Source organism: Deinococcus radiopugnans ATCC 19172, assembly GCF_006335125.1.
Lineage (GTDB): Bacteria > Deinococcota > Deinococci > Deinococcales > Deinococcaceae > Deinococcus > Deinococcus radiopugnans.
In genome coordinates this window covers 255,220-272,847 of sequence record NZ_VDMO01000002.1, presented here as the reverse complement: position 1 = coordinate 272,847, position 17,628 = coordinate 255,220, and the positions used below count along the sequence as shown (strand labels likewise).

Below are 17,628 nucleotides of genomic sequence, written 5' to 3'. Positions count from 1 at the left end.
CACCTCTGCCGGTTCGGTGGGATGGCGGTTCCGTGAGATGGAGCTGGCTTCACCGCTGGACCGACTGGGCCCCTCTGTTCCTTCATTCGCCGGCGAGAAGCGTGACCACCTGATAGGGCCGGATGGTTTGCTCCGTCTCTGCGAAGTCTGAAACCACGTCCTCCAGGAGATTCACCACCTTCCAGCGGTGGATGTCCAGGGCACTCAAGCCCTCCAGCGAGGCCTGCTGACCGTGGGCCTCATAGACGCGCAGAATGGCGGCGTCTGCATCCTCGGCCAGCTTGAGGGCGCTCAGGCGCAGGCCAGCGGGTAGGCTGACCAAACGCGACTGGGCGGGAAAGGTGCCGCCCGTTGCCGCGCTGTGAAGGGCGATCAGGGGGGCGTTGAGGTCCTGGGCTTCCCTCAGGGTGCCTCCGCGCCAGTCCCCCGCATGTGGGTAAAGCGCGTAGGTGAACCGGTGCTGCCCCTCATCCGCCGTGGGATCGGGATAGACCGGCGATCGGAGCAAGCTCAGGCCCAGCACGTTGCCCCGGCACGAATACCCGTACTTGCTGTCATTGAGCAGGCTGACCCCACAGGCTCCATCATTCAGGTCAGCCCAGCGGTGGGCGGGCACCTCAAATTGCGCGGCGTCCCAACTGGTGTTGGTCTGGGTGGTGCGAACGACGCTGCCGTAGGCCGTCTCGTAGGTGGCGTGCGGACTGCGAATCTTCACCGGCGTCAGCGAGCGCAGGAAGGTGTGGCGGCCATGCCAGTCCACCTCCGTCTTGATGTCCAGCCGGGCGCTGCCGGGCCGCAGCTCATAGACCTGGGTGATGGTGCTGTCGCCGTGCCTGCGAGTCACCCGAATGGCCGGATACGGCGCGTCGGAGAGCCGTTGTGGAGGCTGAGCGGCCAGCAGTTCCTCACCGTCCTCGGCGTAGGCGGCGTCCACCTCCCAGGCGTCGTACTCGCGGGCGATGTCCACGTAGGCCCACAGCTGATTGCCGCGCCCGGCGAGCATCTCGCGGGCCAGCCGTTTGTCGTACATGGACGTAAGCGTGCCGTCGTCGCCGACCGTCACGCGCAGGCAAGCATTGTCCAGCGTCAGGTCGTCAGGGTTGGTGTTGAGGGCTGACGCTGGGGCCTCGGCCTGCGCCACCTTGAGCGCCAGGTAGCCCAGGCCCGGCACGGTCATTTCACCGCAAAGGTGAAGCTGACCACCCTGGAAGTGCGTCTGGACCGCGAGTCCCTCGTCTGTCGTGAGGGCCAGCGGCCGCTCCGTTTCAAGGACAGCGTGCAGCGGGCGATCATCGGAGGACAGGTTCCAGACGACGATGCGTTCCGGGCCGCTGACTGCGTCGCTGAGGGCTTGCAGCGCTGCATTTCGCACGGCCATCGCCTTCTCCAGCGCCGCGCCGAGTTCCTGGTGGGCCACGTCATACACGGCCTTGACGCTGGAACCCGGCAGAATGTCGTGAAACTGGTTCCTGAGCAGGGTCTGCCACAACGCGGCCAGGGCCTGCCGGGGGGAGGGTTGCTCCAACAGACGGAAGGCCAGGGTGCAGGCCGCCTCTGCTTCCACCAGCGTGTGTTCTAGACGGCGGTTGAACTTCTTTACGAGGGCCTGAGAAGTAAACGTGCCCCGGTGCATTTCCAGGTACTGCTCGCCGACCCAGGTGGGCAACTTCGTGGCCTGCACCTCGTCGTAGAACTCGGCCACCCGGGTCATCTTCAGGCGAGGAAGACCGGGGAACGCCTTGAGCCGTCCGTACCTTTGCAGCATCTCGGCGGTGGGACCGCCGCCGCCGTCGCCGTGGCCAAAGCTGAGCAGCGAGGCGGGACTGTGGCGCTTGCCCCGGAAATTTCCCCAGGTCTGCAACACGTCCAGCGGGGCGATATCGCCGTTGTAGCCCTGCGCGGGCAGGGGGTTGTAAAAGCTGTGGGCCAGCACCTGGCTGCCGTCCAGCCCCTCCCAGTGATAGAGGTCATAGGGAAAGGTGTTGGTCTCGTTCCAGGTCAGTTTGATGGTAAAGAAATAGGGAATGTTCGAGAGTTGCAGCAGTTGCGGCAGGTTGGCGGCGTAGCCGAAGGTGTCGGGCAGCCAGCAGACGCGGGCAAGCTTGCCGAATTTCTCGGCAAAGTAGCGCTGGCCGTAGAGCAACTGCCGCGCCCACGACTCGCCGGAAATCAGGTTGCCGTCGGGTTCCACCCACATGCCGCCGACGACGTCCCAGCGCCCTTCCTGAACGCGCTGCCGGATGCGGCTGAACAGTTCGGGGGCGTCTTCCTCGACGTAACGGTAAAGCTGGGCCGAGGACTGGTTGAAGGTGAAATCGGGGTACTGCTCCATCAGGGTCAACACCGTGGAAAAGGTGCGCTGCGCTTTAAGGCGCGTTTCGGAGAGCGGCCACAGCCAGGCCAGATCGATGTGGGCGTGGCCCGACAGGCGGATCTCCCCGACAGGCGGGAAGCGGTTCAGCAGGTCGGCCCGGCGCTCGTCCCAGACCTGTCGGGCCTGCCGGAGTGCCGGGCGCAGATCATCGGGGAACGGGGGGCTGTCCTCGCTGGCAAAATCCCACTCGTCCCAGATGCCGGCGATCTGGTCCGCCTGTTCGCGCTGCTGGACCGCGCGCGAAAGGTACGCGGCGCTGTCACTGCGCGGGATGGGAAGCTGATTAAACAAGTCACTCAGGGCGTCGGCGAGCTGGGCGGCCAGGTCAGGCTGGCCGTGTGCCAGGAGTTGCCGGGCCGCCTCGTGTGCCGCGCTGAGGTCGTCGTGCAGCGCGCGAACCTCCAGGTCAGGCTCCACCAGACAGGCCATCTTCAGCCGCGGACGCAGGTTCGGGCGTCCGAACAGGTCCTTGGGGCTGGCCTGAATCTCGATGCTCAGGCGCTGCCCGCCGGAGGCCTCAGCGAGCCGGTACTCCTGGTGGTAGGGATTGAGACCGCCAATGGGCCGCCCATTCACGCTCAGCAGGCCCTCACCGCCGACATCAAAGCGCAGGGAAACCGGCCCTGTCCAGTCTGCCGGCACCGTGGCCTCAAAGCGCAGCGTGACCGGGAAATCGCGGCTGGGCCAGCTTTCATTCAAGGCAATGGAATGGGCCTGTTCCGAGCCGTGGGCGAAGAACTCGCCCCCCGCCAGCGCCTGCCGCCGGGCGTCGCGCCAGGCCCCCAGCTCGTTGAGGCGATTGTGCAGGCGAATAAGGATCTGGGCCGTCGTCAGGGCGTGCGTCATGGGAAAACCTCTCCTTGCTGCTCGACTGCGTGATGGACGCCCGGCCCCAGCGAGGCCACCGACAGCCACAGTTCGGTTTCCAGCGCGCCGTTCAGGTCCTTGCCGGTGTGTTTGCTGCTCCCGCGTGCCAGGGTCACGGCGCGCAGATGATGGTCCGCACGCCGCACTTCCTCCGGTGGCCGGGCAGCGGTTGGAAGACCGGGAGGCTGCCGGGACATCACGGGAGCGTCTGGCGAACCCCTTTGAAGGGGCGGTGCGGAGGCGGAGCAGGTGTGGTGATGTCGTCAAGCTGTGGGCCAGTCCAGCGGTTTCCAGGCATTGCGCTCCCCTATTCCAAGGCAGAAGTTGTGTCGTGTGTCTACAGAATCCCTGGAAATAATTTTACATCTGCCGCCCACCCTGTCTGGGGCGTGGCCTCGTCGTCAGGCCGCTGAGGTTGAGAGGGGTGTTGCGAACGGCGTCCCTGGAAAAAGAGCTTTCCGGCGACGCCGGCCTCTGCTTCGCAGCCTGGCAAATTCAGCCTGCCGGCAAAAGGCCCTCCTGTCACTCGGCCCCATCAGGACGGTCTTTCCGGAACCCTGGCCCTGGCTGTCCCCTCTCGTTCAGCCTGGAGTTAAGAAAATCATTTTCAATATCTTCCGCGATGTTGACAAAAATTATTTTCAAGTGTAGTGTGACCGCATATCCAAAGTTAAGCGTCTGAGATGAACCACTTGCACCACGCGTCGGCATCACCCGGTCACAGGGGGACGGTCCATGACCCAGCTTCAGGTTCTATCGCCCAGTCCACCGTCCAGTGGGGCCATCGGGCGCATTCGCCTCCAGGCCCATAGCCTCTCGCCCAGCCTGCGCCGCGTGGCGGAACATGTCATGCAACACGCTGACAGCGCCGTTCATCAGACCATCACCGAGGTGGCCGCCAGCGTGGGCGTGTCCGAGGCAACGATCACCCGGCTGTGCCGCAAGCTGGATTACGCCGGATTTCATGCCTTCAAGATTGCGCTGGCTGCCGATCTGGGCGGACGTGAGCAGCGTGGGCGCACGGCGCAGGAACAGGTGGGCGCCGACATGCCCACCCCCACCCAGCGGCTGTTCCAGCAGGCGGCGCGCACGCTGGACGACACGGCCCGTCTGCTCGATCCCGTGATGCTGGAGGACGTGGCGCGGCTGCTGGCCCGCGCCCCCAGGGTGGACCTGACCGGGCAGGGCAACAGCGGCCTGATCGCGCAGTTCTTCGCCCACCGCCTGATGCGGATCGGCATCACCGCCAGCGCGTATACCGATCCACATCTGGCGGCCGTGAGCATCAGCACGCTGCCGCGAGGGGGCGTGGTGATCGGCCTGAGCAGTTCAGGCAGCACCATCGACACCGTGCAGCACCTGAAACTGGCGCAGTCGTGCGGGGTGTTCACCGTGGCCATCACCCACCGGGCCAGCAGCCCGATCACGCGTCACGCCGGCGCGGTGCTGTTCACCGCTGCCCAGGAAGATCCGCTGACCGACGCCGTGCTGGACACCCTGACCTCCCAGGTGATGTTGCTGGAAGTGCTGTACTCCGCCGTTCTGGGCCACCGGCCCGAATCCAACGCCATGCTGCGCGTCACTGCCGAAAGTGTCGTGGAAAAAAAGTACTGAAATTCGTTCACCCGCCCCCCACTCTCCCAGGAGGAATGCCCATGAAACAGTTTCGCAAAACTGCCCTGCTCGCCCTGACCCTCGGCCTCGGCCTGACCGCTGTTTCTGCCCCTGCCGCCGCGCAGGCTCCCACCGAGATCACCTTCTGGACGTGGTACCTCAGCCCGAAGTTCGATCCGTACATCAAGCAGACCATCGCCGCTTTCGAGAAGGCCAACCCCACCATTAAAGTCAAGTGGTTCGATAAGCAGGACAGCATGGTGCAGGACTTCATCGCCAGCGTGAACCTGGGGAGCGCCCCGGACGTGGTGAACCTGAACATCGACGAGACCGGCAAGGCCGCCCAGAACGGCTTTCTGCGGAACGTGGACGCGCTGACGCCGCTGGCCACCCTGAAGTCCACCTTCTACCCGCAGACCCTGGCCAACTTCACGGTGGGCGGCAAGGTCTACGGCTACCCATGGTACGGCTCGCTGAACGAGGGCGTGCTGCTGTACAACCCGGAGCTGATGACGAAAGCGGGCGTCAAGGCCCCCAAGAACATGACCGAGCTGCTGAACATGGTCAAGACCGTCAAGGACAAGACCGGGGCCTATGCCTGGGTGCCGGCCCTGAAAGATCCGGGCGGCGCATCGTTCCTGGGCTACTTCTCCTCGGACGGCCTGCCGATCTACGACGCCAAGGGCAACGCGGCGTTTAACAGCCCGGCGCATGTGGCGATTCTCCAGAAGTACGTTGATCTGTTCAAGGGCGGCTACTTCCCCGAGGACGCCCTGCGCAAGGAAGCCTTCCAGCTGGCCACCGAGCTGTATGCCCAGAACCGTGTCGCCATGATCGTCGGCGGCCCGCAGGCCCTGAACCGCATCAAGGACACCAATCCTGGGTTGTACGCCAAGACGGTGGTGACCACCGCGCCGCTGGGCAAGGCCAACACCCAGACCGGCACCAGCATGGGCATGGTCATTCCGCAGGCCAGCAAACATCCCGCCGAGGCCGCCAAGCTGGCCGCGTTCTTCACCAACAACGCCAACCAGATCGCCTTTGCCAAGATCGTGCCAATTATTCCCACTACCGCTGCCGCGCAGAACGATCCCTTCTTCAAGGTCTCGTCCAACGATCCGATTGCCAAGGCCACCGCTCTGGTGGGCGCGTCGGGCCGCTTTATCAACCCCGGCTTCAAGGCTCCGGGGAACAGCGATGACCTGTACAAGAACTTCAGTGACAACATCGAGGCCGCGCTGCTGGGCAAGAAGACCCCCAAAGCCGCGCTGGACGACTCCGTGAAGTTCTGGAACGCCAACATGAAGAAGTGAGGTCCGGGCAAGCTGGGGCTGACGCAGGCCCTGAACACCCCTGAACTGCTCAGTCCCCGCCCTGAAATCGACGGGCGGGGTTTCGCTTTTCTGGATGGGACTTTATGCGGCCCTCGTGGCTGACTTTCCCGCCAACTCCGGCCCCTGCTTCGCAGCTCTACGGGTGCCCCACGGGGGGAGAGGGAGCGAAGCCCTCAATACTTTCCACCGAAGGAGGTGATGACATGGCCCGTTCACAGCCCTTCAATGCCAGACAACCTCGCGCCAGATACTCGCTGCGGGACACGCTGCTGTCCTACGGTTTTCTGGCTCCGGCGCTGATCTTGCTCACCCTGTTCACCTTTTACCCGCTGGCCTACGGCTCGTACCTGGGGTTCACCGAGTACGGCGGGGCGCGCTTTGCCCAGGGGCTGGCCCCCAAATGGATCGGGCTGGAGAATTTCCGCACGCTGGCTGCCGATCCGCTGTTTCTCACGGCGCTGGGCAACAGCGTCAAATATCTGGTGATCGTGCCGGTGCTGCAACTGGCCTCGCTGAGCGTGGCTGTGCTGGTCAACAAGAATTTGCCCGGCATGGCCTTTTTCCGGGCCGCGTATTACATCCCGGTGGTCACCAGCATCTCGCTGGCCGCCGTCATGTGGGACTGGGTGTACAACAAGGAAGGCACGCTGAACTGGGCGCTGGGCGTGCTGCACCTCATCCCCGAGGGCAGTTTCTTCGGCTGGCTGAACAACGAGCAGACCGCCTTCTGGGCCGTGATGCTGGTGACCTTCTGGCGCGGCTTCGGCTATTACATGGTGCTGTATCTGGCCGGACTTCAGAGCATTCCCGCCGAGCTGGAGGAGGCCGCGGTCTTGGACGGCGCAAATTCCTGGAAGCGTTTCTGGAGCATCACGGTGCCGCTGATGAAACCCACCATCTTGCTGTGCAGCCTGCTGTCCACCATCGCCGCGCTGCGCGTGCTGGAGGAAGTGCTGGTGCTGACCAACGGTGGTCCGCTGAACAGCACCTACACGGCGCTGATGTACGTGTATTCCAAGGCGTTCCAGGGCTTCAATTTTGATTACGGTCTGGCGAGCGCCGCCGGACTGGTGGTGGCGGTGGTGGCGCTGCTGCTGTCGGTGGTCAATTTCCGGCTGTTCCATGAAAGCGATGGGGGAGAGGCATGAGCCTCGTCGTCCGCGCTCCCGCCCGCGCCGCCACTCCTCGCCGCCGCAACGTCAAGCTGGGCCGGATCATCGTGCGCTACGTGTTCCTGATCGCCGTCCTGATCTTCGCGGTGTTTCCCTTTCTGTGGACCCTGGCCATTGCCCTGACCGACAAGACGGCGGGCGGCAGCATCTACAATTTCCCCGCCAGCCTGTTCCCGAAGGCCATCACGTTCCACAACTTTGCAGACGTGTACCGCACCTTCAGCCTGGGCAAATACATCTGGAACAGCGTCTCCATCACGGGCATGACCATCGTCGGCACGCTGCTGGTGTCGGCGCTGGCGGCCTATCCGCTGGCCCGCTTCCGCTTTCCGGGCAAGGGCATCATCTTCGCGGTGATTATCGCCACGCTGGTGTTGCCCGGCGAGACCACCTTTATCGTCAACACGCTGACCCTCAAGAAGATGGGATTGCTGGGAACGCACCTGGGCGTGGTCCTGCCCACCGTGGCGGCGGCCTTCGGCATCTTCCTGATGCGTCAGGCGTTTCTGAGCGTTCCGCAGGCGCTGCTGGAGGCGGCCCGGCTGGACGGCGCGGGTGAACTGACCATCCTGACCCGCATCATGCTGCCCCTGAGCGTACCGTCGCTGGCCGCGCTGGGCATCTTCACGCTGGTGGGCACCTGGAACGCCTATTTCTGGCCCATGCTGGCGCTCTCGGGTGCGCCGGACGCCGTGCCGCTGAGCGTGGCGGTGCTGAAGCTCAAGGGGCAGTTCAACTACGATCCGTTCAACATCGCCGCCGGTTCGATCATCATGATGGTTCCCGTGCTGCTGGTCTTCCTGGCGGCGCAGAAGCTGTTCATGCGCGGCATGGAAGGGGCGGTCAAGTGATTGGGTCTAAGGGTCTGAGGGTCAAAGGGTCTAAGGATTTTCTCCCCGCTCCGCCTGTAGGTGACTGGTCCAGCCCGGAAGGGAAGGGACGCCGCGCAGGCGGCGGGGGTGGATTGCAAAGCTCCGCAGGAGCGGGGGCCACCGGGCAGGCCGCAGAACTCAATAAGATGCCTTGGCTCCTCTCCACTGACGCTGTTCACGGCGGCCCCCGGTGAATCCCGCCCGGACCCTGATCGTGGACCTTCCGGGGCCGGACCTGACGCCAGAGCAGGGGCGTTTTCTCGCCCGGCACAGTTTCGGCGGCGTGTGTCTGTTCGCGCGCAACATCACGGCGCCTGAGCGCACGGCCCGTCTGGTGGCCGATATTCGCAGCGCACTGGGCCACGACGCCCTTGTGGCCACCGATCAGGAAGGTGGGGCGGTGCTGCGGCGGCTGGACGTGCCGCATCCTCCCACGCCACAGGCGCTGGGACGGCTGGGGGACACCGAAGCGGCGCGCGAGGCCGGGCGGGTGGCGGCGCGGGGCCTGATCGAACTGGGCATCAACTGGAATTACGCGCCCAGCCTGGATGTCAACGTGGACCCGCTGAATCCGGTGATTGGTGAGCGGTCTTTCGGCGCGGACCCTCGCGTGGTGGCCGAACTGGGCGTCGCGTGGGCGCAGGGCAGCGAGGAACTGGGCGTGCTGAGCGCCGTCAAACATTTTCCCGGCCACGGCGATACGCGCACCGACAGCCATCTGGCGCTGCCCGTGGTGGACAAGTCCCGCGCCGAACTGGAGGCGGTGGAATGGCGGCCCTTTCGCGCCGCCGTCCGGGCGAATCTGGGCAGCATCATGACCGCGCACATTCTCTACCCGCAGATCGACGCCGGACATCCCGCCACCCTCTCGCCCGCGCTGCTACACGACTTGCTGCGCCGGGAGTGGGGCTACGGCGGCGTGATCGTCACCGACGCGATGGACATGCGGGCGGTGGCGGACCGCTACCCGGACGGACGCGGCGCAGTGCTGGCCCTGGGGGCGGGGGCGGACGCTGTGCTGGTCTGCGGTCACGGCGATCTGGATATTCATGTCCGGCATCTGGAGGCAGTCCAGCGTGCCGTTCAGGCCGGTGAACTTTCATCGGGGCGGGTGGTGGAAGCGGTGGGATGTCTGGAACAGGCCGCGCGGCGCTTTCCTGGGCGGCCCAGGGCCTACCCGGCGGCGCAGCAGCAGACCGATGACGCCTGGGCCACTGGCATTGCTCAGCGCAGCCTGCACAGTCTGGGCCAGCTTCCCAGCCTTGATCCTCAGGGGACGGTGGTGCTGATTGCCCACCGGCAACCTGCACTGGGCGGGCCCTACGGCGACAGCCTGGGCGGCGAGGCGCTGGCACACGCTCTGCGGCCCGCCTTTCCGAAGTTACGGCTGGCCCTGCATGATGGTCAGGACCTGTTCGCCGTGACGGCCCTGCTCTCCGACTGTCCAGACGCGGCCATTCTTCTGGCCACCACCGAACGCTGGGATGTGGGCGAAGCCGTCCGGCAACTGGCGCGGCACCTGAGTGGACGCCGGGTGGTGCATCTGGCGCTGTGGAATCCTGACGTGGCGGTGGACCTGGGTTTACCTGCGTTGATTACCGATGGTTTTCGTCGAGCACAGTTGCGGGGAGTGGTGTCTCGTCTGACCGCAATGACAGAGGCCGTTGGTGTGCTGGACAGGCTGGAATAAACCCCTCGGACGGGATTACGGGCCAAGTCACTTCGCCCCGGTCAGCAGGGACGCCCGATGTCCAGACTGCCTATCAGCGGGCCGGGGCCAGTCTTCTGCGGGACTTCGGACCAGCGGTGATCAAGGAGCTGGTTTAGAGCATTTGTCAAAAGAGCTGTTTCCTTTTGACCGAACGGACTGGTACAGCTCGCAGAGAGTGAGTGAATATTAACGAGTAGTTGGGACTGAGTCAGCTCCGAAGGAGAGAATGGAGGCATCAGAAGTCTTCTTTTCTGATGCTGGAATTCGGACAACTGCTCTAAGCTGAACCAACGGGAGAAGCGTTCGTCCGCCCAGGAGCCGCCATGACCCAGCAGACCGCCGCCCGTCCCAGCCCCCTGACCGCTCAAGAACGCTGGACGCTGGCGGCGACGGTGGTGGGGTCCAGCATGGCTTTTCTGGACGGCACGGTGGTCAACGTGGCGCTGGCCTCGCTGCAGGCCGACTTGAACGCCACGGCGGCGGGCGTGCAGTGGGTGGTCAATGCCTACGCCCTGCTGCTGGCGGCCCTGACCCTCTCAGGTGGGGCGCTGGGCGACGCCTACGGACGCAAAAAGGTCTACGGCCTGGGCGTGATCATCTTTGCGCTGGCCTCCCTGGCCTGTGGACTGGCCCCCAGCCTGCCGTTCCTGATCGCGGCGCGGGCGGTGCAGGGTGTGGGCGCGGCGCTGCTGGTGCCGGGCAGCCTGGCCATGATCGGAGCGGTGTTCGATCCGGCCCGACGGGGCCGGGGCGTGGGGCTGTGGAGCGCGGCCAGTTCAGTCATGACCCTGCTGGGGCCGGTGGCGGGCGGGGTGCTGGTGGACGCCGGCTCGTGGCGCTGGGTGTTTTTCATCAATCTGCCGTTGGCCGTCGGCGTGCTGTGGCTGCTGCGCCGCGTGCCGGAGACGCAGACGCCCGGCGCACGCCCAGACTGGCCGGGGGCCGTCAGCATCACGCTGGCGCTGGGCGGGCTGGCCTACGCCTTCACGCGGGCAGGTGAATTTGGCTGGGACACCCTGACCTGGGTTTCGCTGGGCGTGTCTGCCGCAGGCTTCGCCTTTTTCCTGTGGCACGAGGCCCGCACTGAGAAACCGATGCTGCCGCTGGGGCTGTTCCGCAATCCGGTGTTCGCCGGAACCAACCTGCTGACCTTTTTGTTGTACGGAGCGCTGGGTGCGGTGGGGCTGTACCTGCCGCTGTATCTGATCGGCACCCTGGGCTACAGCGCCACCGCCGCCGGAGCCTCGCTGCTGCCGCTGTCACTGTTGCTGGCGGGGCTGTCCGGGTGGTTCGGAGCGCTGGCCGACAGGCACGGGCCACGGTGGTTTCTGACCGCCGGGCCGGTCCTGGCCGGGGTGGGGTTCGCCCTGCTGGGGCTGGGCCGCGAGTGGGGCGGCGGCAGGTACTGGACGGCCATCCTGCCAGGGGCGCTGCTGCTGGGCTTGGGGATGGCCCTGACGGTGGCGCCGCTGTCCAGCGCGGTGATGGGCAGCGCGGGCCGCGAGCGCAGCGGCGTGGCCAGTGGGGTGAACAATGCTGTGTCGCGCGCTGCCGGACTGCTGGCGGTGGCCGCGCTGGGCCTGCTGCTGGTGGGCAGTTACCGGGGCGCGCTGGACACCCGGCTGGCGGCGGCGGGGGCCACCCCCGCAACCCGCCAGAGTGCCGTGAGGCAGGCCAACCGCCTGACCGATCTGAAGTTGCCGGCCAACGCGGGGCCGGGAGCTGAGGCGGCGGTCAAGGCCGCGTTTGGCGACGCGTTCGGCAACGTGGCTTTGGCGTCCGGGGCACTGGGGGTGCTGGGCGGCGTGGCCGGCTTTTTCTTCCTGGCCGGGCGCAGGGAAGAGGGCTGAGCGCGCTGAACGTGACCGGCACCGGCATCATCGACTACGCCCCCATTTCCTGCCTGGACGAGACGTTCCAGCACTGGACGACGAGCGTCAAGCTGGGCTGGGACGCCCACCGCCCCTGCATGTTGCTGCAGCGCATGTCGCCCGAAAAGTGCCGCAGCACGGTCCTGCCGAAAGTCGCAGAACTCATGGATTGGCGATCCAGGGCCTGGATTTCGGGGCGACGACAGGCGGCTGAAAAGAGGGCCGAGACTGTTCAGGCGGTCTCCGCCCTCTTTCTGCCTCTCTGGCGCAGGTTTTCTGTGGAAACCTTTCTTCTCCGCGAGACGGCCTGTACCAAGCGCGCGCCGCACGTCGGGCGCCCAACAGTTCTTCGGCCATTCCCCACGGCAATGGGGATAGCCCTTTTTCCACGGTACGCCCGGCCAAGTAGAAGGCTGGAATCATGACCGACATGGGTTCGGCACGACCACGGTGCCAAGCAGGCGCAGCACGCTCCACACCGTGTCCGTGATGCCGATGGCCATTGCTGGGGTCCGTTGCGCATATTGACGACGCCTCACCGGTTCATCCAACTTGACTCGCAGGCTCCGGTTCACCCGACAGAAGTTATAGATCCCATTGACCAGATCGCTGACCGTCTGACGGACGTGGGGAAGCCTCGCAAACGCGAGGCTTCTGCGGACCTGGTGCGGATTCATACGCCGGGCCGTCCCGTTGTGCCGTTCCACTGCCGAGGTGTTGGGTGTGTTGTGGCCGAGAGAGGCCAGCTCCTGATTGACGCGCCGCTGGCTCCCAGCGGCGCGTTCGATGCGGATGTCTACCACCCGCCTGCCCTGATACGTCTTGATGATGCGCACGTGCCCTGAAGTCCGGGGCACGCGGTACTGAAGTTTGGGAAAGCGTCCACGCTTCCCTTGACGCTGGGGCTGGTAAGGCCGACCAAAGACGGCCGGGAACAGCGATTCGTAGGGGAGCCAGCCATCGGTGAAGAGCACGATGCCATGTGGATCGTGCAGCCGGGAACGGGCGCCGAACAGCAACCGCACTGCCAGATCAGTCGTTCTCGCCCCCAGAGCGTTCTGGACGATGAATTTTGAGCATGGGTCGATCACCGTGGCCTCCCAGCACGGCTGATCCTTACGCCCTACGAAGCCGTGCCGTTCATCGGCCTGGAGGCTCGTCACGTGCAGATCTTGGGCGTGTTGATCGTGAACACGCGCAGCGTGTTCACCTGCGATGCACGCCAACCGGGAGACGGTGGTGCGGTGGGTGTGGGTGAGTTCAGCGGTCTGCTTGAAGCTATTCCCGCGCGTCACGTGCTCCACGATGCTCTCCACCCGCTCATAGGGGAGCTTCACGTTCCACAGGGCGGTGCCTTTGCGTTCACTGAATTCCCGGGCGCAGGTCGAGCAGCGGAGCAACCGGCGTGGCCCCGAGCGCGTGTTGTACCACTTGCGGTGACGAATATTCCCGAGACCCGCTTGTCCAGCCGCTGGACAGGCGGGGTTGAGGCAGCGGAAACTGTCGAGTGAGGGTGATTGCATACGTCCGGGGATAGGCCCCGGACGCCCCTCATGTCAGGCATGTCGGTCATGATTCCAGCCTTCTACCCCCGGCCACTCTGACGGCGTTTGAACAAAAAGAAAAAGCCCGTCATAGACGGACTTCTTGTGGTGGAGCCAAGCGGGATCGAACCGCTGACCTCGTCATTGCGAACGACGCGCTCTCCCAGCTGAGCTATGGCCCCACACCACTTGAATCAAGGGCGAAAAGGACTGTAGCACGCCCCAGACGGCCTTGCAAGACGGGGGGCGGGCGCAGACAGGCGTGCGGTGACAGGCCCCACCCTGCCGGTCAGCTGGGTGTTGGTCTGATCGGCAGAGCGGGCTGGCCCGGCGATGACGTCCGGGGTCCGCCCGATTTGTGGCGGCCGTCCTGCAGGCTGCTTTTGGGTACACTGCGCCCATGCAGATTGCCGACCCACTGGGCGTGCCCGGAGCGCCGCACGAGACCTTGAATGCCGTTATGGCCCATCTGGAACAGCATCGTGCGGGGGGCGCGGCAGGTCAGTTGATCCTGGTGACGGACCGGCAGGGAGACCGCGGCCATGCGGGGTACGCGGCGGTGCTGATCGCCGGTCCGGTGGTGACGGTGGCGGCTCAGGCGTTCGGGCCGCGGTTCGGCCCGGCGGGCATGGAGGCGCTCGAGCAGCTGGTGCGCTGGGCCCAGGCCCACGAGTGGCCGGTGCGCGAGACGGTCCTGAACGTTTCCGATTTCACGCGGGTGATCGACGAGCCCGAGACCGCCGAGATCAGACGCCTGATGGCCGCCAGCAACCCCAGCGATCCGGGCATCTACCTGGTGTGGCCGGCCGCCTGGAAAGAGGAAGCCTGGTAGGACTGAGCCTCCCCCCGCCGGGACCAGCCCCACTGACCGCGCTTCTCCCCGGCGGCCAGCCCTGAACGCACGGGACCAGGACTCACGTCGCCCTGGTCCTCTCACGTCCCACCGATGCAGCCCACGTTCAGTGGGGTGACCACCCATGGCCTGCACGACCCTCCGATACTGCCCCGGCTGAGCGGCATCCAGACGGTGGACCGTTCGGTGGCTGGGGAGGGCCGTCTCCGCGTTCTGTCCTGACAGGTCCGGTGGGCGCCCCATGGGGATACCGGCTGCCCCCCAGGGTGATGCCGGGTCAGCGCCGGGTGCGGCTGAAGCGCAGTCTTGAAGAATTGAGGCTTGAATGATTGGGGTAAGAGTTCGGGTGGCAGGATGGCAGGCAGGTGAGCTGTCCCTGCCGCCCTGTGCTCTTCCACCTCCCCGGTTCGTTCGGTGACGCTGTTCTGCCGCGTGGTGGCGTGCCACCTCGCAGCACCTGTTCCGGCCCTGTTCCAAGTCTCCCGCACCCTTCGCCCCCGCCCTGTTGCATTTTCCCCACGGGACCGAACATTCATAGCGTCTGTGGACGCGAGGTAACTTCAGCGTGACCCCCTCCCTGCCCAAATCCAAGCGTGCCGCCCCGGACCATCTGGCCGGGACGCGCGCCGTGCGTAAACCCGCCCCTCAGCCCAGCCCCGTTCAGTTCAGCCCCGTTCAGGCCGGTGCGGGCCAGCCCAGCGCCGCGCTCTACACTGCCCTGAGCGATCTGCTGCGTGCCCACGCGCCGGAAGCGGCGTTGCTGGCGCGGGTGGGCGGAGCGGTGCTGAGGTTTGAGGCCGGCACGCTGGAACAGTGCGGACCGGAGCTGGAACCGCCCGAAGCATGGCTGGAGGGCGGCGAGATGACCTGGCTCTCGCGCGACGGCGAGCTGCTGGGGCTGCTGTGGAGCGACGCAGGACCGGTGTCGCCCACGGCGGTGGAGGTGCTGACGATGCTGCTGGCGGCCTCGCGTCCGGACGGAGCGGGTCGCGAGGCCGAGGTGCTGGTCACCCAGTTGCCGGTGGCCACCGCGTGGCTGACGCCGGAGCTGGTGTTCCGCCGGGTCAGCCGGCCGTTTCTGGAACTGCTGAACCTGAGTGACGCCGGGGTGCTGGGGCGCACGGTGGCCGAGGTGCTGCCTGGACACCCGGCGCTGCTGCTGGCGCTGCAGGGCGCCGTGGCGGGCCGTTCGGTGGCGCTGCCCGACGAGCGTCTGGTCGGCGATGATGCGGGGGCGGTTCCTTCTCGCTGGGTCCGCGGCGAGGCCCGGCCCTACCTGGGCGGCTGGGGCGCGGGCGTGATGCTGACCCTGCAGGACGTGAGCGGCGAATACGAGCGGGCCGCGCGGGTCTCGGCGCTGCTGGACACCCGCACGCCCGCCGCGCTGCTGACCGAGGACGGCACCGTGCTGCACGCCAGCCCCGGCCTGAGTGAGCTGGCCCCGCACCTGCCTGGACAGCCGTTTCCGGCCCTTGCGGGCGCGCCGCTATGGGCCTGGGTCGGCTTCGAGGGCGCGCCCTCGGCGGCGGTGCGCACGCTGGTGCGGCAGGCCGCCGGCGGCAGCGTGGCGCGGGGCGACGTGAAGCTGGCGAGCGGCGAACTGCTGACCCTGACCGTGCGCCGCTCGCCCGAGAGCGGGCTGCTGGTGGCCGAGAGCGTGGGCGCCTCGGTGGGGGGCGCGGCCCCGCTGGGCCTGATCTCGCAGATGCTCGCGCTCTCCGAGGACGCCGCCGTCCTGGTGGACGCCGCAGGCCGCGCGCAACTGATCAACGACCGCGCCGCGGCGCTGCTGGGGGTCGAGGCCCCGCGTCTGGTGGGCCTGGGCCTCACGAGGGTGCTGAGCGAACTGGGCGTCAAGGTGTTCTCGCCGGACGGACAGCCGCTGCCCCTGCCCGACTGGCGTGCCCTGCCGTTGCCGCTGCGCCGCGAGGTGCTGCTGGCCCTGCCCGGCCACTCGCTGCGCCACATGGAATTGCGCGTGACGCCCGTCGGACCGGAGGGCAGCCACCGGGACGCGGGGCCGCGCGGCAGCGTGCCCGCCGGCGGCCTGCTGCTGACCCTGCGGGACGTGACCGTGCTGCGCCGCGCCGAGGCCAAGATGCACCACGACGCCCGCCACGACTCGCTGACCGGGCTGCGCAACCGCGTGGGCCTGCGCGAGGACCTCGCGGCGCTGCAGGCGGAGCCGGGGGCATCTGGCGCGCTGGTCTGCCTGAACATCGACGGCTTCAGCGCCCTGAACACGGCGCTGGGCCGGGTGGCCTGTGACCGCCTGCTGATTGGTCTGGCCGCCCGCCTGAGCGATCTGATGGCCGGGCTGGGTCAGGGGCAGGGCAGCGCCGCCCGGCTGGAGGGCGGAACCTTCGCCGCGCTGCTGCCGGGGCTGGACATCCACGACGCCGTGGAAGCCGTGCAGCGCTCGCTGAGCGTGCCGCTGCGCTGCGGCCCGCGCGAGACCCCCCTGACCTTTGCGCTGGGGGTGACCGCGCTGGACGGCAGCGCCGAGGACGTCATCTCGAACGCCGAGATCGCCGTGCGCCATGCTCGGCAGCAGGGCCGGGGCGGCCTGGGCTTCTACACGCCGGCCCTGCGTGCCGGGGTCCGCAACTCCTACGCGCTGGAAGAGGACCTGCGCGGCGCGTTGACGGCCCGCGAGTTCACGCTGCTGTACCAGCCGATTCTGAACCTGAAAACCGGACAGGCGCTGGGGGCCGAGTCCCTGCTGCGCTGGCAGCACCCCGAACTGGGCCTGCTGCTGCCCCAGAGCTTTCTGGAGGTGGCGGGCCGCAGCGACCTGATCACCCACATCGGCGAGTGGGTGGTCGAGGAGGCCGTGGCCAGCCGGGAGCGCGTGCGCGCCGAATGCGCGGCCACGCTGCCCGACTGGCAGGTCAGCGTCAACCTAAGCCTGGAAGAGCTGCGCCGCAGCGAGGGCCTGCGACGGCTGCTGCCGCTGCTGAGTGCCCAGGGCGCGCCGGACATCGAGGTCACGGCGGGCAGCCTGCTGGACCACAGCGAGGAGACGCTGGAACTGCTCGAGCAGCTTCGCGGCCACGGCGCGAGATTGTGCGTGGACGACTTCGGCGACGGTGCGGGCAGCAACCTGAGCGCGCTGACCCGCTTTCCCCTGAGCGTCATCAAGCTGCACCCGACCCTGACCGCCCGCTTGCCCGGCGACGCGCGGGTGGTGACGCTGGTAGAGGCCACCATCGATCTGGCACACCGCCTGGGCCTGGGCGTGGTGGCGGTGGGGGTGGAACGGGCCGAACAACTGGAGATCCTGCGCGAGCTGGGCTGCGACGCGGCGCAGGGCTACGTGGTCTGCCCGCCGCTGCCCGAGGCCGAACTGCTGGCGTGGCTCTCGAAACGCTGAAGCGAGGCGGGCAACGGCTTTACCAATCTTTTTGATGGTAAGG

The 17,628-nt window shown here is 66.8% G+C and carries 11 protein-coding genes and 1 tRNA gene; 8 read left to right on the top strand and 4 right to left on the bottom strand.

The window, feature by feature from the left end; all coding sequences use genetic code 11:
- Positions 1-82 precede the first annotated feature (82 nt).
- Both FHR04_RS02710 and FHR04_RS02705 read right to left on the bottom strand, forming a co-directional pair.
- Entirely contained in the window at positions 83-3,220 is a 3,138-nt protein-coding gene (locus FHR04_RS02710) for an alpha-mannosidase (protein ID WP_139400581.1), read from the bottom strand.
- On the bottom strand, positions 3,217-3,438 hold the full coding sequence (locus FHR04_RS02705; protein WP_139400579.1) for a hypothetical protein: 222 nt from the start codon (positions 3,436-3,438) through the stop codon (positions 3,217-3,219). Before FHR04_RS02705 ends, FHR04_RS02710 begins: the two co-directional genes overlap by 4 nt.
- A 538-nt stretch (positions 3,439-3,976) precedes the next feature.
- Here FHR04_RS02705 and FHR04_RS02700 point away from each other — a divergent pair.
- The 6 genes from FHR04_RS02700 to FHR04_RS02675 all read left to right on the top strand — a co-directional run bounded on the left by FHR04_RS02700 (position 3,977) and on the right by FHR04_RS02675 (position 11,794).
- Positions 3,977-4,855 (top strand): MurR/RpiR family transcriptional regulator, encoded by an 879-nt coding sequence (locus FHR04_RS02700; RefSeq protein ID WP_039681877.1) that lies wholly within the window; start codon positions 3,977-3,979, stop codon positions 4,853-4,855.
- A 41-nt stretch (positions 4,856-4,896) separates the two neighbouring features.
- Complete coding sequence (locus FHR04_RS02695; RefSeq protein WP_139400577.1) at positions 4,897-6,168, top strand: ABC transporter substrate-binding protein; 1,272 nt, start codon at positions 4,897-4,899, stop codon at positions 6,166-6,168.
- Between the two features lie 224 nt (positions 6,169-6,392).
- Positions 6,393-7,337: a carbohydrate ABC transporter permease gene (locus FHR04_RS02690; RefSeq protein ID WP_039681884.1), complete on the top strand. Its 945-nt coding sequence runs from the start codon at positions 6,393-6,395 to the stop codon at positions 7,335-7,337.
- Positions 7,334-8,212, top strand: coding sequence for a carbohydrate ABC transporter permease (locus tag FHR04_RS02685; RefSeq protein WP_039681886.1), 879 nt, complete (start codon positions 7,334-7,336; stop codon positions 8,210-8,212). Before FHR04_RS02690 ends, FHR04_RS02685 begins: the two co-directional genes overlap by 4 nt.
- Before the next feature lie 211 nt (positions 8,213-8,423).
- Complete coding sequence (gene nagZ / locus FHR04_RS02680) at positions 8,424-9,923, top strand: beta-N-acetylhexosaminidase (protein WP_139400575.1); 1,500 nt, start codon at positions 8,424-8,426, stop codon at positions 9,921-9,923.
- 344 nt (positions 9,924-10,267) lie between these two features.
- Complete coding sequence (locus FHR04_RS02675) at positions 10,268-11,794, top strand: MFS transporter (protein ID WP_139400573.1); 1,527 nt, start codon at positions 10,268-10,270, stop codon at positions 11,792-11,794.
- A 440-nt stretch (positions 11,795-12,234) separates the two neighbouring features.
- Here FHR04_RS02675 and FHR04_RS21155 read toward each other — a convergent pair whose 3' ends face one another.
- Positions 12,235-13,338, bottom strand: a complete 1,104-nt coding sequence (locus FHR04_RS21155) for an IS1 family transposase (protein ID WP_446333895.1) — start codon at positions 13,336-13,338, stop codon at positions 12,235-12,237.
- 127 nt (positions 13,339-13,465) lie between these two features.
- Positions 13,466-13,541, bottom strand: a tRNA-Ala gene (locus FHR04_RS02660).
- A 218-nt stretch (positions 13,542-13,759) separates the two neighbouring features.
- On the opposite strand from FHR04_RS02660, the gene FHR04_RS02655 reads away from it, so the two are divergent.
- Both FHR04_RS02655 and FHR04_RS02650 read left to right on the top strand, forming a co-directional pair.
- Positions 13,760-14,191 carry a DUF3197 domain-containing protein gene (locus FHR04_RS02655; RefSeq protein ID WP_039681893.1) on the top strand — a complete coding sequence of 144 codons (432 nt, stop codon included), beginning with the start codon at positions 13,760-13,762 and terminating at the stop codon, positions 14,189-14,191.
- Between the two features lie 586 nt (positions 14,192-14,777).
- Positions 14,778-17,585, top strand: coding sequence for a sensor domain-containing protein (locus tag FHR04_RS02650; RefSeq protein WP_249038934.1), 2,808 nt, complete (start codon positions 14,778-14,780; stop codon positions 17,583-17,585).
- The last annotated feature ends 43 nt before the right edge of the window (positions 17,586-17,628 follow it).

Excerpts from the sequence above, each read along its gene's own strand:
- FHR04_RS02710 (WP_139400581.1), bottom strand. The coding sequence starts at position 3,220 with ATGACGCACGCCCTGACGACGGCCCAGATCCTTATTCGCCTGCACAAT.
- FHR04_RS02705 (WP_139400579.1), bottom strand. The coding sequence starts at position 3,438 with ATGTCCCGGCAGCCTCCCGGTCTTCCAACCGCTGCCCGGCCACCGGAG.
- FHR04_RS02700 (WP_039681877.1), top strand. The coding sequence starts at position 3,977 with ATGACCCAGCTTCAGGTTCTATCGCCCAGTCCACCGTCCAGTGGGGCC.
- FHR04_RS02695 (WP_139400577.1), top strand. The coding sequence starts at position 4,897 with ATGAAACAGTTTCGCAAAACTGCCCTGCTCGCCCTGACCCTCGGCCTC.
- FHR04_RS02690 (WP_039681884.1), top strand. The coding sequence starts at position 6,393 with ATGGCCCGTTCACAGCCCTTCAATGCCAGACAACCTCGCGCCAGATAC.
- FHR04_RS02685 (WP_039681886.1), top strand. The coding sequence starts at position 7,334 with ATGAGCCTCGTCGTCCGCGCTCCCGCCCGCGCCGCCACTCCTCGCCGC.
- FHR04_RS02675 (WP_139400573.1), top strand. The coding sequence starts at position 10,268 with ATGACCCAGCAGACCGCCGCCCGTCCCAGCCCCCTGACCGCTCAAGAA.
- FHR04_RS21155 (WP_446333895.1), bottom strand. The coding sequence starts at position 13,338 with ATGCAATCACCCTCACTCGACAGTTTCCGCTGCCTCAACCCCGCCTGT.
- FHR04_RS02655 (WP_039681893.1), top strand. The coding sequence starts at position 13,760 with ATGCAGATTGCCGACCCACTGGGCGTGCCCGGAGCGCCGCACGAGACC.